Annotated in this window: 19 protein-coding genes; 7 read left to right on the top strand and 12 right to left on the bottom strand. The window is 64.0% G+C overall.

Annotated elements, in window-relative coordinates; translation table 11 throughout:
• Positions 1-31 precede the first annotated feature (31 nt).
• From EO99_RS0110770 to gatB, 4 genes are all read right to left on the bottom strand, one after another.
• Complete coding sequence (locus EO99_RS0110770) at positions 32-430, bottom strand: NADH:ubiquinone oxidoreductase subunit NDUFA12 (protein ID WP_029618648.1); 399 nt, start codon at positions 428-430, stop codon at positions 32-34.
• Positions 431-541: 111 nt separating this feature from the next.
• On the bottom strand, positions 542-1,006 hold the full coding sequence (locus EO99_RS0110765; RefSeq protein ID WP_037111632.1) for a GNAT family N-acetyltransferase: 465 nt from the start codon (positions 1,004-1,006) through the stop codon (positions 542-544).
• Between the two features lie 14 nt (positions 1,007-1,020).
• On the bottom strand, positions 1,021-1,524 hold the full coding sequence (locus EO99_RS0110760) for a GNAT family N-acetyltransferase (RefSeq protein ID WP_029618646.1): 504 nt from the start codon (positions 1,522-1,524) through the stop codon (positions 1,021-1,023).
• Positions 1,525-1,528: 4 nt separating this feature from the next.
• Complete coding sequence (gene gatB / locus EO99_RS0110755) at positions 1,529-3,031, bottom strand: Asp-tRNA(Asn)/Glu-tRNA(Gln) amidotransferase subunit GatB (protein ID WP_029618645.1); 1,503 nt, start codon at positions 3,029-3,031, stop codon at positions 1,529-1,531.
• Positions 3,032-3,174: 143 nt separating this feature from the next.
• Here gatB and EO99_RS0110750 point away from each other — a divergent pair, with 143 nt between their 5' ends.
• Positions 3,175-3,501: a DUF1294 domain-containing protein gene (locus EO99_RS0110750; protein ID WP_029618644.1), complete on the top strand. Its 327-nt coding sequence runs from the start codon at positions 3,175-3,177 to the stop codon at positions 3,499-3,501.
• Here the strand turns inward: EO99_RS0110750 and EO99_RS0110745 are convergent.
• Positions 3,498-4,007, bottom strand: coding sequence for a GNAT family N-acetyltransferase (locus EO99_RS0110745; RefSeq protein WP_029618643.1), 510 nt, complete (start codon positions 4,005-4,007; stop codon positions 3,498-3,500). The genes EO99_RS0110750 and EO99_RS0110745 overlap by 4 nt on opposite strands.
• A gap of 277 nt (positions 4,008-4,284) precedes the next feature.
• Between EO99_RS0110745 and EO99_RS0110740 the strand changes: the two genes are divergently transcribed.
• Positions 4,285-4,542, top strand: coding sequence for a YjhX family toxin (locus tag EO99_RS0110740; RefSeq protein ID WP_029618642.1), 258 nt, complete (start codon positions 4,285-4,287; stop codon positions 4,540-4,542).
• 105 nt (positions 4,543-4,647) lie between these two features.
• Here EO99_RS0110740 and gatA read toward each other — a convergent pair whose 3' ends face one another.
• The 3 genes from gatA to EO99_RS0110725 all read right to left on the bottom strand — a co-directional run bounded on the left by gatA (position 4,648) and on the right by EO99_RS0110725 (position 7,266).
• Positions 4,648-6,129 carry an Asp-tRNA(Asn)/Glu-tRNA(Gln) amidotransferase subunit GatA gene (gatA, locus tag EO99_RS0110735; RefSeq protein ID WP_029618641.1) on the bottom strand — a complete coding sequence of 494 codons (1,482 nt, stop codon included), beginning with the start codon at positions 6,127-6,129 and terminating at the stop codon, positions 4,648-4,650.
• Between the two features lie 57 nt (positions 6,130-6,186).
• Positions 6,187-6,474 carry an Asp-tRNA(Asn)/Glu-tRNA(Gln) amidotransferase subunit GatC gene (gene gatC, locus EO99_RS0110730; RefSeq protein WP_029618640.1) on the bottom strand — a complete coding sequence of 96 codons (288 nt, stop codon included), beginning with the start codon at positions 6,472-6,474 and terminating at the stop codon, positions 6,187-6,189.
• A gap of 87 nt (positions 6,475-6,561) precedes the next feature.
• Positions 6,562-7,266 (bottom strand): metal-dependent hydrolase, encoded by a 705-nt coding sequence (locus EO99_RS0110725; protein WP_029618639.1) that lies wholly within the window; start codon positions 7,264-7,266, stop codon positions 6,562-6,564.
• Positions 7,267-7,382: 116 nt separating this feature from the next.
• On the opposite strand from EO99_RS0110725, the gene ruvX reads away from it, so the two are divergent.
• Positions 7,383-7,874 carry a Holliday junction resolvase RuvX gene (gene ruvX, locus EO99_RS0110720; protein ID WP_029618638.1) on the top strand — a complete coding sequence of 164 codons (492 nt, stop codon included), beginning with the start codon at positions 7,383-7,385 and terminating at the stop codon, positions 7,872-7,874.
• On the opposite strand, the gene EO99_RS0110715 is transcribed toward ruvX, so the two are convergent.
• Positions 7,814-8,143 carry a DUF6105 family protein gene (locus tag EO99_RS0110715; RefSeq protein ID WP_029618637.1) on the bottom strand — a complete coding sequence of 110 codons (330 nt, stop codon included), beginning with the start codon at positions 8,141-8,143 and terminating at the stop codon, positions 7,814-7,816. The two genes, ruvX and EO99_RS0110715, sit on opposite strands and share 61 nt — an antisense overlap.
• Entirely contained in the window at positions 8,140-8,283 is a 144-nt protein-coding gene (locus EO99_RS0110710; RefSeq protein ID WP_156034726.1) for a hypothetical protein, read from the bottom strand. Before EO99_RS0110710 ends, EO99_RS0110715 begins: the two co-directional genes overlap by 4 nt.
• Before the next feature lie 234 nt (positions 8,284-8,517).
• Between EO99_RS0110710 and EO99_RS0110705 the strand changes: the two genes are divergently transcribed.
• Genes EO99_RS0110705 through EO99_RS0110695 form a run of 3 tightly spaced genes read left to right on the top strand, consistent with a single transcriptional unit; the run spans position 8,518 to position 11,106 of the window.
• Positions 8,518-9,210: a TetR/AcrR family transcriptional regulator gene (locus tag EO99_RS0110705; RefSeq protein WP_081852027.1), complete on the top strand. Its 693-nt coding sequence runs from the start codon at positions 8,518-8,520 to the stop codon at positions 9,208-9,210.
• Positions 9,207-10,070 carry an amidohydrolase family protein gene (locus EO99_RS0110700; RefSeq protein WP_037111614.1) on the top strand — a complete coding sequence of 288 codons (864 nt, stop codon included), beginning with the start codon at positions 9,207-9,209 and terminating at the stop codon, positions 10,068-10,070. Before EO99_RS0110705 ends, EO99_RS0110700 begins: the two co-directional genes overlap by 4 nt.
• A 25-nt stretch (positions 10,071-10,095) precedes the next feature.
• Positions 10,096-11,106, top strand: coding sequence for a Bug family tripartite tricarboxylate transporter substrate binding protein (locus EO99_RS0110695; RefSeq protein WP_029618633.1), 1,011 nt, complete (start codon positions 10,096-10,098; stop codon positions 11,104-11,106).
• A 91-nt stretch (positions 11,107-11,197) separates the two neighbouring features.
• On the opposite strand, the gene EO99_RS0110690 is transcribed toward EO99_RS0110695, so the two are convergent.
• On the bottom strand, positions 11,198-11,842 hold the full coding sequence (locus tag EO99_RS0110690; RefSeq protein ID WP_029618632.1) for a TetR/AcrR family transcriptional regulator: 645 nt from the start codon (positions 11,840-11,842) through the stop codon (positions 11,198-11,200).
• 166 nt (positions 11,843-12,008) lie between these two features.
• Here EO99_RS0110690 and EO99_RS0110685 point away from each other — a divergent pair, with 166 nt between their 5' ends.
• Positions 12,009-12,944 carry an AEC family transporter gene (locus tag EO99_RS0110685; protein WP_029618631.1) on the top strand — a complete coding sequence of 312 codons (936 nt, stop codon included), beginning with the start codon at positions 12,009-12,011 and terminating at the stop codon, positions 12,942-12,944.
• Here EO99_RS0110685 and EO99_RS0110680 read toward each other — a convergent pair.
• Positions 12,926-14,578, bottom strand: a complete 1,653-nt coding sequence (locus EO99_RS0110680; protein ID WP_029618630.1) for an acyl-CoA dehydrogenase family protein — start codon at positions 14,576-14,578, stop codon at positions 12,926-12,928. The genes EO99_RS0110685 and EO99_RS0110680 overlap by 19 nt on opposite strands.
• Between the last annotated feature and the right edge of the window lie 112 nt (positions 14,579-14,690).

Raw genomic sequence — 14,690 nt, 5'->3', positions numbered from 1 at the left:
GGTAGAAGCCGAATGTGGCCAAAACAGGTGTTTAGGCGCCGGGTGTCCAGGCGTCGTAGTCGCCGGTGACGCGGGGGCGCTCGCCGGTGGATGCCAGCGATCCCTGGGGACGATATGCGCCCGGCGTTCCGGTCATATTGGGCTTGTGGCCCTTTTCCCATTCACGCGGCACGTAGTTGTCCTGCGAAGGAGCGACGTCGGTGCGGTGATGCATCCAGCCATGCCAGCCCGGCGTGATCGCCGAGGCCTCTGCGTAGCCGTTGAAGATCACCCAGCGGCGCGGCACGCCGAACGATGTCTTCGGGCCCTCGTAGTAGACGTTGCCCAGTTCATCGACGCCGACCTTCTTGCCGTGGCGCCAGGTGAAGAAGCGGGTGCCGAGGGTCTGTCCGTTCCACCAGGTAAATATCTGAAGCAGGAAATTTTTCATGTGCGTTTCGTCAGCTCTGGCAAACGCTGCAGGCAGCGCGATCTGTGACTGTTTGAGCGGTTATGCAACCTGCCGGGCGCGATGTCCAGTGATTCCCGAACCGGGCGATCCTCACTTGAGCTTCATCTTGAAGCCGTAATGGCTTTTGGCAAAGCCCAGCCGCTCGTAGAAACGGTGGGCATCGGTGCGGGCCATGTTCGACGTCAGCTGGACCATGCGGCAGTCGCGCCGCCGCGCCTCCTGCAGGGCGTGTTCGATCATGGCGGCACCAATTCCCTGGCCGCGCATGTCGTGGCGAGTCTGCACCGCCTCGATCACCATCGCAAGACCGCCGCGGCCCGTCAGGGTGCGGTTGAACATGATCTGGAAGGTCCCGACCACCTCGCCTGCCCGGTCGGCCACGAACAACTGCTCATTGTTGGATGCATCGATGACATTGAAGGCGCGAAGATATTCGTCGAAGGCATCCGGATCGGTGGTGTCGCCATGGCCGCCGATCTCGTCTTCGGCGAACAGCGAAATCAAGGCCGGAAGGTCCTCCTCGTGTGCCCGCCGGATCAGAAGGTCGTCATGCATCGGCTCGTCTCCCATCAGCCCGGCAGGGGCTTTTCAAGGACAACGGCGGGGAGGCCCGAGGCCGGCCCGCCAAACTCCTCCATGCGGTCCACCTCGAAGAAGCCGAGCCGCTCATAGAAGGAGATCGCCCGCGTGTTCTGCAGCGCCACCTCCAGCCGCATGACCTCGGCATCCGGGAAGCAGGTCTCGAGCTCGGCGAAAATGTCGCGACCGATGCCCTGCCCCTGGCAGGACGGCTTGACATAGAGGTGGTGAAGCATCGCCGTCTTCGACATCGTCGTTGACATGGCCGCATATCCCATCCCGCCGATGTCGCGGCCATTATCGGCGACGAGGAATTCGCTGAAGCGCTTCCCGATCCGCGCCTTCAGCGCCTTTTCCGAGTGCCAGTTGTCCAGCATCCGCTGCACCATCACCAGTCCGAAGAAGGGATCATAGGTGGCGTGGAAGGTCTCGACCAGCAGCGCGCGGACCTTGTCGAGGTCACGCTCACCTGCGGTGCGGACAAAGTAGACCATCGGCCTATTCCTCGATGCCGAGCTTTGCCTTCACCAGTGCCTGCACGGCCTGCGGGTTGGCCTTGCCGCCGGTCGACTTCATCACCTGACCGACGAACCAGCCGGCCAGCGCCGGCTTCGCCTGTGCCTTGGCAACCTGGTCGGGGTTGGCGGCAATGATCTCGTCGACCGCCGCCTCGATGGCGCCGGTGTCGGTCACCTGCTTCATGCCGCGGGCTTCGACGATCTCGGCCGGATCGCCGCCTTCGTTCCAGACGATCTCGAAGAGATCCTTGGCAATCTTGCCCGAAATCGCTTCCGACTTGATGAGGTCGATGATGCCGCCGAGCTGAGCGGGAGAAACCGGAGTCTCTTCAATGCCTTTGCCGGCTTTGTTCAAGGCGCCCAGCAGGTCGTTGATGACCCAGTTGGCAGCGGTCTTGCCGTCGCGGCCGGCAGCCACCGCCTCGAAGTAGTCGGCGATCGCCTTCTCCGAGACAAGCACCGAGGCGTCGTAGATCGACAGCCCGAGCTCGCGCACGAAGCGTTCCTTCTTGTCGTCCGGCAGTTCCGGAAGATCCTTCTTCAGCTCTTCGATGAAGGCATCGTCGAACTCGAGCGGCAGCAGGTCCGGATCCGGGAAATAGCGATAGTCGTGGGCCTCCTCCTTCGACCGCATGGAGCGGGTCTCGCCCTTGTTCGGGTCGAACAGACGGGTTTCCTGATCGATGGAGCCGCCATCTTCCAGGATGCCGATCTGGCGGCGGGCTTCGTATTCGATGGCCTGGCCGATGAAGCGGATGGAGTTGACGTTCTTGATCTCGCAGCGCGTGCCGAACTCGCCGCCGGGCTTGCGGACCGAAACGTTGACGTCGGCGCGCATGGAGCCTTCGTCCATGTTGCCGTCGCAGGTGCCGAGGTAGCGGACGATGGAGCGCAGCTTCGTCATATAGGCCTTGGCCTCATCGGACGAGCGCATGTCGGGCTTGGAGACGATCTCCATCAGTGCGACGCCGGAGCGGTTCAGGTCGACGAAGGACATGGTCGGATGCTGGTCGTGCATCGACTTGCCGGCGTCCTGCTCCAGGTGCAGCCGCTCGATACCGATCTCCACGTCCTCGAACTGGCCCTGGCGATCGGGACCGAGCGAGATGACGATCTTGCCCTCGCCGACGATCGGATCCTTGAACTGCGAGATCTGGTAGCCCTGCGGAAGGTCGGGATAGAAGTAGTTCTTGCGGTCGAAGAGCGAACGCTTGTTGATCTGCGCCTTCAGCCCCAGGCCGGTGCGGACCGCCTGCTTGACGCATTCCTCATTGATGACCGGAAGCATGCCGGGCATGGCGGCATCGACGAGCGAGACGTTGGCATTCGGTGCCTTGCCGAACTCTGTCGACGCGCCGGAAAACAGCTTCGACTTCGACAGAACCTGTGCGTGGACCTCCATGCCGATGACGATCTCCCAGTCGCCGGTGGCGCCGGGAATGAAACGTTTCGGATCAGGCGTGCGGACATCGACTAGGGTCATGGAATGCTCTTGAAATCGTCTCGTTGGGGTGTCTGTGAGGTAGAGCAAATGGGGCGGTGGCGCAAGCGCGCGGCCCTATGCGAATGCAAAACAGCAGAGCGGACCTTGGGACAAACTTAACCGCAGGATGGCAGACTGGGAGAATGCAACTCGATGAACCCGCGACCCTCCTGCTGATCTTCCTGCTTCTGAACGTCGTGGTGTTCTGCGTCTACTGGTGGGACAAGCAGGCGGCGATCGAAAGGGCCTGGCGCGTGAGCGAGAGCACCCTGCTGACGCTCGCCTTCCTGGGGGGCAGTCTCGGCGCTGTGGCGGCGCAGCAGATCCTCCGCCACAAGACGCGGAAGGAACCCTTCCGCACCCAGCTCATGCTCATCGTCGCCTTCCACGTCATCCTGGGGGCGACCTGGCTGTTTGCGCCCGATCTGCTTCTGGACGGCGTGAACGCCCTGGTGCCAGCCGCCGCCTAGATGCCCGGCCCGTAGGTCACCTCGGCGTCCTCGACCAGCAGCTTGGACAGGCCGACCGACTGAACCTCGCGGTCGAGTTTCGGCGAATAGGTGGCCGTCAGCCAGTTGATGCGATAGCCGTGCCTTTCAAAGAAGCTGACGGCCTCGTCGTTGCGGGCGTGGGTCTCGACCCGGGCCGTGTCGAATCCCTGCCGGACGATGTCCGCCTCGATCGCGCTGAGAAGCGCGCTGCCGAGGCCCTGGTGCTGGTGGGGCGGATCGATCCAGAAGTCGCTGATCAGTTCATCGAGCGCCTCGCGCGCGGCCCACCCGACCACCACGCCACCCTTTTCGACCACGGTGATGGTGAGCCAGGTCTTGCGCGTGAAATTGTCGAAGGCGGCTTGCGCATTGTCGCGGATGCCGGCCATCTCGCCGACATTGAGCATGGCTTTTTCCCATGCCCTGAGACCGATATCTCTCAACGTCTCGGTCTCGTCTTCCCGTGCGTTGCGAATGGTCGCCATGACAGCCCCTGTTTTGGCTGCAGTAGATCACTGAGTCTGGCGTTTTGCCAAGTGGGACGCTTGCAGGCGGCAACCCGAGCGTTGACGACGAGGCGGCGTACGGCTAGCTATGCCCGTCCCATTGGAGTTTTGATGTCTACTCTGTCCGAGTCCCGGTAGAGGGCCTGTGCGCCTGACCCGCGCATATGGCCCGACAAGAACGCACCGCTGACGCTTTCGCGAGCGCCGGCATCGTTTTTGCGCGCCCGCAAGGCCGGGCGCTTCCAGGACATCAACAATGGACATTTCGCGCGCAGAACAGCGCATTCTCCACCTGCTCGCCCAGGGCGGCAGGATCGAGCTCATCCGCGACCAAAACCGGAAGATCGAGAAGCTTCAACTCTTCACCCGCGAAGGCTGGGTGCTCAGCGGGCTCGACCTCGTCATCTTCAGAAAGTTGAAGCAGAAGAAGGCAATCCGCTCCACCGGCGGAATGCCTTATCGCATCACCGAGCGAGGGCTGGCTCTGGTCAGATCGGAGCAAAACAACCGCTAAACCTGAAATGGCGCCTCCGGGCGCCATTTCATCTGGATCAGGCCTCACCCTACCCGGTTTTCCCTGCCGCAACCGGCGGCAGCCATAGGCCGAGGATCAGTCGGCTCACCACCACTTCGCGGGCGAAAACCGGCCTGCGGCCTGTTCGATGACGTGGGCGGTCTTGAACAGGGTCTCTTCCTCGAACGGCTTGCCGATCAGCTGCAGGCCGAGCGGCAGGCCCTTGCGGTCGAGGCCGGCGGGGACGGCGATGCCCGGCAGGCCGGCCATGTTGACCGTCACGGTGAAGATGTCGTTGAGGTACATGGCGACCGGGTCGGCGGCGAGGTTCTCGTCGGCGACACCGAAGGCGGACGACGGAGTGGCCGGCGTCAGGATGGCATCGACGCCCGCATGGAAGACCTCCTCGAAGTCGCGCTTGATGAGCGTGCGGACCTTCTGCGCCTGCAGATAATAGGCGTCGTAATAGCCGGCCGAAAGCACATAGGTACCGATCATGATGCGGCGCTTGACCTCCTTGCCGAAGCCGGCGGCCCGCGTCTTCTCGTACATGTCGGTGATGTCCTTGCCGTCGACGCGCAGTCCGTAGCGGACGCCGTCGTAGCGGGCGAGGTTGGACGAGGCTTCCGCCGGCGCCACGATGTAATAGGCCGGCAGCGCATACTTCGTGTGCGGCAGCGTGATGTCGACGATCTCGGCGCCGGCGTCCTTCAGCCAGGCAATGCCCTGTTGCCAGAGCTTCTCGATCTCCTCCGGCATGCCGTCGACGCGGTACTCCTTCGGAATGCCGATTTTCATGCCCTTCAGCGACTGGCCGAGCGACGCCTCGTAGTCCGGCACCGGCAGGTCGACGGAGGTGGTGTCCTTGGCGTCGACGCTCGCCATCGATTTCAGGAGGATCGCGGCGTCGCGCACGTCACGGGCGATCGGCCCGGCCTGGTCCAGCGACGATGCGAAGGCGACGGTGCCCCAGCGCGAGCAGCGGCCATAGGTCGGCTTGATGCCGACGGTGCCGGTGAAGGCCGCCGGCTGGCGGATGGAGCCGCCGGTGTCGGTCGCCGTGGCGCCGGCGCAGAGATGCGCGGCAACCGCCGCCGCCGAGCCGCCGGACGAGCCGCCCGGTACGAGCTGCTGGTTGGAGCCTTCGGCGCGCCAGGGGTTGATGACGGGGCCGTAGTAGGAGGTCTCGTTCGACGAACCCATGGCGAATTCGTCCATGTTGAGCTTGCCGAGCATGACCGCACCGTCGTCCCAGAGGTTCTGGGTGACGGTCGACTCGTACCTGGGCTGGAAGCCGTCAAGGATGTGCGAGCAGGCCTGGGTGTGGACGCCCTCGGTGGCGAAGAGATCCTTGATGCCGAGCGGAATGCCCTCGAGCGCGCCGCCCTTGCCGGCCGCTAGGCGTTCGTCGGAGGCTTTCGCCATCGACAGCGCCTTCTCATCCGTCACGGCGATATAGGCGTTCAGCGCGCCGTTGGCGGCGGCGATGGCATCGAGATAGGCCTGCGTCAGGTCGACGGCCTTGATCTCCTTGGAGGCGAGCTTGTCGCGGGCTTCTGCAATGGTGAGGCTGGTCAGCTCGGTCATGATGTTTTGTCGCTCAGCAGGTGTGTCTGGAATGGTCGGAAGGCAGCATCACGAATGCTATTCGACGACCTTCGGCACGAGGAAGAAATTGCGGTCGGTGGCAGGCGCATTGGCGACGATGTCATCGGCCTTGTCGCCGTCGGTCACCACGTCCGTGCGCTTGCGCATGACCATGGGGGTGACGGAGGTCATCGGCTCGACGCCATTCACATCGACCTCCGACAGCTGCTCGACGAAGCCGAGGATGCCGTTCAGCTCGCCGACCATCCGTTCTGCCTCTTCCTCGCTGACGGCGATGCGGGCAAGGCTAGCGACGCGCTTGACGGTGGCGAGATCGACGGACATGGCATGACTCCGGGCAAGAATTTCCTACCGCTATAATGGCCACGTCCGCCGTTCGCAACTCCCCGCTCTGTGTGGGGGAGCGGTAAATCAGAAGCTGAGGGTCGTGCCGGGCGTCGGCGTCTCTACCCGGGTGCGCGTCCCCTCCATGCCCTTCACGAATTTGTCGGCCGTCTGGTCGATGATCGGGAAGGACCCGTAATGGCACGGGATGGCGTGCTTGAAGTCGAAGAAGCGCTGGCAGGCAAGTGCCGCAACCGCGCCGCCCATGGTGAACCGGTCGCCGATCGGCACGAGGCCGATATCCGGCTGGTGCAGTTCGTTGATCAATCCCATGTCGGTGAAGATGTCGGTGTCGCCCATGTGCAGCACCGACTGCTCGTCGTCGAAGTGCAGCATCAGGCCATTGGCGCTGCCCAGCGCATGGGACACGCCGTCTTCGGTGATCTGGGCCGATGAATGCTGCGCCTGGGTGAAGGTCGCGGTGAAGCCGTCGAAGGAGACGGTGCCGCCGGTATTGCCCATGTCCGTCTTCGCCACGCCCTTCTTGGCCAGCCAGCCTGCCAGATCGGCATTGGCCAGCACGATCGCACCGGTCTCTTCCGCCAGCGCGATGGTATCGCCGACATGGTCGCCGTGGCCGTGGGTGAGCAGGATATGGGTAATGCCCTCGGCCGCCTCGCGGCGATCCAGACCTGCAAAGCCAGGATTGCCGGTGAAGAAGGGGTCGATCAGCAGCTTCGCCTTTGCAGTCTCGATGCGAAAGGCGGAATGGCCGAGCCAGGTGATCTTCATGACAGTCTTCCTCGATAGATAATGCGAAAATTGGTGAGAATGTTAAAGAGATATCCGGGCCGCCGCTAAAGTGAAGCGGCGGCGACTTCATTTATACGCCAAAGGATGCCGAACGGATGACTGTGCTGACGATCGAGGAACTCGCCGAAGCCCTGCAAAGCGGACAGGCGATCGCCGGACTCGATCTCGGCACCAAGACCATCGGCCTTGCGATGTCGGACCTCGGTCGCCGCTTCGCATCCCCGCGTCCCGTTCTCAAGCGGACGAAGTTCACCAAGGATGCCGAGGTCCTGCTGGCGTTCGCGGCGAAGGAAAAAGTCGCTGCCTTCATCATCGGCCTGCCGACGAACATGGATGGTTCATCCGGGCCGCGGGTCCAGGCGACACGCGCCTTCGTCCGCGGGATGGGCGAAAAGACAGAGATCCCCTTCGTCTTCTGGGACGAGCGCCTGTCCACCGTCGCGGCGGAGCGAGCATTGATCGAGATGGATGTCTCGCGTGCCAAGCGGGCCGATCGGATCGATTCGGCGGCGGCAAGCTTCATCCTTCAGGGCGCGCTCGACAGGCTCTCGTCGCTGGAAAGAATCGGATCGCTGCGCATCTCCTGACGGCGACGCCACCAGGCGGCGATCGCCTTGCGGCGCCGGAAGCCGATGATCATGAAGACGACGGTGCTGTCGACCATGATCGCCCGCATGACAAGCGGCGGGATGTCTTCCGCCGGAATGCCGAGCACGCCGCTGTAGACCTGGAAGACAAGATCATGCGCCTGCCGGGTCAGCATGAACACGCCAAAACTCATGTCGTTATAGGAAAGGCCGTACCAGCTGCCGAGCAGCAGGATCGGTCCCGCCCAAAGAATCAGGAACCACTTCATGCGGTTCTCCTTCCCGGCTGAACAAGATGAAACTCCATCGTTGCAAGCCATCTCAGCAGAGCCATCAGGCTCAGCACGACCGCGGGCATGGCGATGTCCAGAGCCAGCACCGCAAAGAACATCGTCATGATGCTCAGCAATGCGCACTCTAGAATGACAGTTCCCTGCGGCAACGGTTCAATCCGTCCATGGTTAACATACGATTAACGTTAACTTAGGCATGTCGCACCGCCGCGCAACGCGAACCGGTTGATATGGTTAATGGCGCAGCGCCGACTGTGGATAAGGCAGCATCGAGCCCTCCACGTCGCTGGAATTTTCAGCCGACGAAAAGCCGGTTGACCGAACAACTGATTTGTACAAGTGTACAATTCATGAGATCAAGCGCCAAAGAAGCCCTGCTATCGAACGCCGCCACGCTGTTTTCCCGCAGCGGCTACAATGCCGTTTCGCTGCGCGATGTCGCCAAGGCAGCCGGAGTCAATGTCGGCAGCCTCACCTATCATTTCGGATCCAAGGCCAATCTCCTGCGGGAGATCTACACGCGGCACACGCTGCCGATGAATGCGCGGCGCCTCGAATTGCTCGGCGAGGCGCGGCGAATCAAGGATCCCGACGAACGCCTGATGGCGATCCTCCGGGCCTATGTGGTGCCGGCCTTCGTCTCGTCCTCCGGTGGCGATGGCGGCGGAGCCGAGTTCACGCGCATGCGCGCCGTCCTTTCCGCCGAAGGCAATCCGGACGCGCAGGCGATCATTGCGGACGCCTTCGACGAGACGAGCCGCACCTTCATCGAGGCACTGGGGGACTGCGTGCCAGGGGCGCCGCTGGAGAGCCTGGTCTGGCGCAGCCAGTTCCTGCTCGGCGGGCTCTACTACGCCCTCATCAACCCGGAGCGGGTGACCCGTCTCTCCAACGGCGCCGTCGACGGTGACGACCGCGAGGCGGCGGTCCGGCACCTCGTCGAGGCGACCTACGCGAGCTTCAGGAGCCTTTCGGGCGCCAATCCGCAAAGGTCGGAACCTTTGACGGTTTCGACGCCCCCCATCCAGGAGAATCAGACATGAGCACCGGCCCGTCGACAGCCGCCAGTTCCAAACGTCGCCCGACCCTTTTGCTTCCCGTCGGCAGTTGCGATGCGCATTGCCACGTCTTCGGACCTGCGGCCGTGTTTCCTTACGCCGGCAACCGGAGCTATACGCCTGCCGATGCGCCGAAAGAGGCGCTGGCGGCCTTGCATGACCGGCTCGGCGTGGATCGGGCCGTCATCGTCCAGGCCAGTTGCCACGGCACCGACAACCGCGCCATGCTGGATGCGATTGCCTGGCGTCCCGACACCTACCGCGGCGTCGCCATCGTCGACGACAGGTTCGATGACAAGGCGCTGCAACAGCTGCACGACGGGGGCGTGCGCGGCGTCCGCTTCAACTTTGTCCGGCACCTCGGCGGAGCGCCGGACATGGCGGTCTTCGACCGGGTCATCGCGAGGATCAAGGCGCTCGGCTGGCATGTGGTCCTGCATCTGGATGCTGCGGACATCGAGCCGCTCTCCGGCATGATCCGCGCCCTCCCCGTGCCCTTCGTCATCGATCACATGGGCCGAGTGGACACCAGCCTCGGCACCGACCAGCCTGCGTTTCGCGCGCTTCTTGCAATGGCGGAGCGGGACAACTGCTGGGTCAAGGTCTGCGGCTCGGAACGGATCTCCCGCTATCCCTTCGATGCCGCCGTCCCCTTTGCGCGGGCGCTGCTCGAGGCAAGTCCGGATCGCACGCTGTGGGGCACCGATTTCCCGCATCCCAATCTCAAGGAACCTGTCGATGAGGCAGACCTCGTGGACCTGGTCCAGAGGTTTGCGCCCGCTGAGGAGGAGCGTCAGCGGCTGCTCGTGGACAATCCCGCGCGGCTATACGAATTCGCCACCTGAACGGCGTCTATTGGAGGAGGAAGACATGATACATCCACGAACACAGAGGCCCGGGCTACTCCGGCGGACCCTGCTGAGGGCCGCCGTTTCGGCTCTGGTCCTGACCAGTGCCGCACCGGCGATCGTCCATGCGCAGGAAGACTACCCCAGCAGGGAGATCACCCTCGTGCTGCCGTTCGGCCCCGGCGGGATCGCCGACATCACGGCCCGCGTCGTTGCCGAAGCTCTCGGGAGGAAGCTCGGCAAGCAGATCGTGATCATGAACCAGCCGGGCGCCGCAGGCTCTGTCGCCGCCCGTGCCGCGCTCAATGCGCCCGCCGACGGCTATACGCTTGCGCTCCTCTCCAACGGCACCGCCATCAGCGTGCCGCTGTTTGAAAACCTCCAGTTCGACCCGCTGAAGGACTTCGTGCCGGTCTCCAGCCTTGCCTATTTCGACTTCGTCTTCGTCACCAAGGAGGGCGGCGCGTTCAAGACGCTCGCGGACGTCCTTGCCGCTGCCAAGGCCAAACCTGGGGCTTTGAACGTCGGGACCATCAACGTCGGCAGCAGCCAGAACCTGGCGGCGGAACTGTTCAAGTCGACGGCGGGGGTTGATTTCACCATCATTCCCTACAAGGCGACACCGGATCTGCTGGTCGCCCTGCTGGGCGGCGAACTGGATGTCATCATCGACAGCCAGACGGCGCTGAAGGCTGCGCTGGAACAGGGCCAGGCCACCGCGCTTGCCTCCTCCGGCCCGACCCGCTCCAGGCTCCTGCCAGACCTTGCGACGGCGCAGGAACAGGGCGTGGAAGGGTTCGACGTGACATCCTGGAACGCGATCTTCGCGCCGACCGGGACACCCCAGCTGATCGTCGAAAAGCTCAATGCGGCCCTTACCGAAGTGCTGGCAGAGCCGGCCATCCAGGAACGGTTTGCCGATCTCGGCGTCGAAGCCCGCTCCAGCACGCCGCAGGAGATCGGCGACCGGCTGGCCGCCGACATCGAAAAGTGGGGCGCCGTGATCGAGAAGGCCGGCATTCCGAAGCAGTAGGACCCGGCAGGGCCTGATGGCGAGAACTACCCGCTGCACTCCGCCCGGAAGGACAAGAGCCGTCGGCTCCCTTCCGGGCTTTCGATGTCCGTCAGCCGTAGATGCCGCGCACCAGCCGGCGGACCGAGGTCTCGATCTTCAGCCAGTCCTTCTCGCTGCGCAGCGGAAGGCCCGCGAACTCACCGGTGGCGACGGCGGAGATGACGAGGTGCTGGATGGCCGCAAACAGGATGCCGTTGACGGTCGGTGCATCGACGCCCTTCGGGGCCGTCAGGCTGCCACGCATGCGGTCCAGCCACTTGGCAAGCGACCGGGAGCGCGCCTCCGCGAGCCTGCGCACCTGCGGGGTGTCCTTGGAGACTTCCCAGGCGATGATCTTGCAGACCAAGGGATCGTGCCGCAGCGCCTCCATGTAGAGGAGCGCCAGTCGCTCCATCAGGTCGCCGTAGGTCAAGAGGAACATGCCGCCGGAATCTTCGGGAATGCGCTCCTTCACCCAGTCGCCCAGATCGGCGCCGATGGCGTCGAGCAGGCCGTCCAGCCCGCCGTAGTAGCGATAGATCAGCTGCTTGTCGCAACCGGTCCGGCGGGCGACAGCATTGATGCCGAACCCCTGGAAGCCCTCTTCCGCCAACAGGCTCCGCGCCGCCTGAAAGATGGCGGCCTCCGTCTGGACGCGGTTCTTCACGCGCCGTTCGGGAACGGGTTCGACCAGGGCTTCCTGCACTGCAAGCATAGACGGCACTCCAACGTCTTTTGCCGATAAGCCGCAGTGATCGTTGAGACAACCGCGCGCGGGCGGCCATACACAGAAACCCGCAGGGATTGCGCCGAACGGGTGCAGCGGGTAACCCTCGCCCGTCATTTCCCGCCGCCCTTCCCTCTCCCCCTGGCCCTTCCCCATGCTGATCATCTTCGAAAGCATCCTGCCGATCTTCCTGCTGGTCCTCCTCGGGGTCGCCTTGAAGCGAAGCCCCTTGATCAACGGCACCTTCTGGGAAGGGCTGGAGCAATGCGGCTATTACGTCCTGTTCCCGGCCCTGCTCTTCCACACGCTGGCCACCGCCGACTTCTCGACCATGGAGATCGGCGCGATCGGCACCGCCGCCGTCGTGGCCGTCGTGGCGATGTGCGCACTGGTGCTGGCGCTCTGGCTTGTCCTGAAGCGGGTCGGCGTCCCGGCTTCGGCCTTCAGCTCCGTCTTCCAGACCGCCACCCGCTGGAACGCCTTCATCGCGCTCGCCATCGCCCAGAAGATCCAGGGAGACTACGGGCTGACCGTGGTGGCGCTGGTGATGGCCGTGATCATCTTGCCGATCAACTTCATCAATGTCGGGGTGTTGTTGTCGTTTTCCGGCGCGCGCATGAGCTACGGCACCTTCGCGCTGCGGATCATCACCAATCCGATGATCATCAGCAGCATTTTGGGCCTCATCGTCAACCAGGCGGGGATCCCGATCTATGCGCCGCTGATGAGCACGGTGGATCTCGTCGCCCGTGCGGCCCTTAGCCTCGGCCTGATCGCGGTCGGTGCCGGTCTGCGAGTCTCGGATGCGTTGAAGCCGCGGCCGCTGGTGCTGTTTTCCACGGCGCTGAAGCTTGCCTTCTTCCCGCTGCTGATGATCGCGGTCGCACTTCTGGCGGGGGTCACCGGCCCGGCACTGGTGATGCTGGCGCTGAGCGCCAGCGTGCCGACCGCCATGAACGGCTATATCCTCGCCAAGAAGATGGGCGGCGATGCCGAGCTCTATGCCGCCACCGCCACGGTGCAGACGGTCTTCTCCTTCGTCACCATCCCGCTGGTGCTGATGATCGCCGGTCAGCTCGCGGCGGGATAGAGCAGATCGACGATGTAGGAAGCATCGAAGCGGGCATCGAGCATGCCGTAGGTGGAGCGCCATCCTCCGGCAAGCCGCGTCTCGAGGAAGGCATCGGCGATCTTGCCGGCACCGAGCCGCGCCAGTTCGGCGGCACCGGCAGCCAGCGCCAGCTGCTCGACGAGGAGGCGGGCCGCCCCTTCATCCGTTTCGCAGAGCGCCATGGCGGCGCGCAGCACCTCGATCGTCTTGCGCCCAGAGGCACCGAGATCCCGTTCGAAGCCGGCAAGCACGAGCTCGAAAAGGTCCTTGCCGCGCGACAGCACCCGCAGCACGTCGAGCGCCATGACGTTGCCGGACCCCTCCCAGATCGCGTTGACCGGCGCCTCGCGATAGTGGCGGGCGAGCGGGCGCTCCTCGACGTAGCCGTTACCGCCCATGCACTCCATCGCCTCGTAGATCAGCGACGGGGCGATCTTGCAGTTCCAGTACTTGATGACCGGCGTCATGACCCGCGCGAAGGCGGCATCGGCAGGATTGCTGGCTGCCTGATCGAAGGCCTCGGCCAGGCGGAAGGCCAAGGCGGTCGCGGCGGCGACATCGAGCGCCATGTCGGCCAGCACGCGGGTCATCAGCGGCTGGTCGATCAGGTTCTTGCCGAAGACGCTGCGACCGCGGCAGTGGTGGACGGCTTCCGCCAGGGAGGCGCGCATGATGCCGGCCGAGGCCAGCGCACAATCCAGCCGCGTCAGCGTCACCATGTCGAGGATGGTGCGGACGCCGGCACCGGGCTCGCCCAGCAGATAGCCGAAGGCATCGGTGAATTCGACTTCCGAGGACGCGTTCGAACGGTTGCCGAGCTTGTCCTTCAGGCGCTGGAACTCCAGCCCGTTCGCGGAACCGTCCTCCAGCAGGCGGGGCACCAGGAAGCAGCCGATGCCTTCGTTCGTCTTTGCCAGCATGACGAAGCCGTCGCTCATCGGCGCCGACATGAACCACTTGTGCCCGGACAGGCGGTAGATCCCCTCGCCCACCCGTTCGGCGGTCGAGCGGTTGGCGCGCACATCCGTACCGCCCTGCTTTTCCGTCATCCCCATGCCGATGGTGACGGCGGTCTTCTGCAGTGCCGGACGGTTCGACGAATCGTATTTGCGCGACAGGATCTTCGGGGCCCACTCCCTCTGCACCCGCGGCGATGCCATCAGCGCGGCGACAGAGGCGCTCGTCATCGTCAGCGGGCAGAGATGGCCGCACTCGAGCTGCGAGGTCAGGTAGAAGCGCGTCGCACGCGCCTTGTGCTCATGGCCCTTGGCTTCCGGAATGCTTTCCCAGACGGAGGAGTGCAGGCCGATCGACATCGAGCGGCGCATCAGCGCATGCCAGGCCGGATGAAATTCCACCACGTCAAGACGCTCGCCGCGCGGACCGTGGGTGCGCAGTTTCGGCGGGCTTTCGTTGGCCATCCGCGCCAGTTCCTGCGCTTCCGGCGAGGTCGCGTAATGGCCGATCGAATCGAACTCGTCGCGCAGGCTGCGATGCAGGCCGGCCGTGAGGTCGACGATCAGCGGATCTGATCGATAGGCGTTGATACCGGACCAGGGTTTCGGCTGGTTCAGTTCGGCAAGTTTCTGTTCGGTCCGGCTATTCTGTGTCATAGGCCGCTTCTAGCCCGTTTCTCCGAAAAATGCATGAGGATGAACCGACTTTTCCCGGCCATTCGCTTGCCCGTCCCGCAGCCAGTCATTATAGACGCCCGAACGCAAGCGG

The sequence above is a fragment of the Pseudorhizobium marinum genome, assembly GCF_000705355.1.
In the GTDB taxonomy this organism is placed as follows: domain Bacteria; phylum Pseudomonadota; class Alphaproteobacteria; order Rhizobiales; family Rhizobiaceae; genus Neorhizobium; species Neorhizobium pelagicum.
The sequence above is the reverse complement of the archived record's forward strand: the minus strand, read 5'-3'. Positions and strand labels throughout refer to the sequence as shown.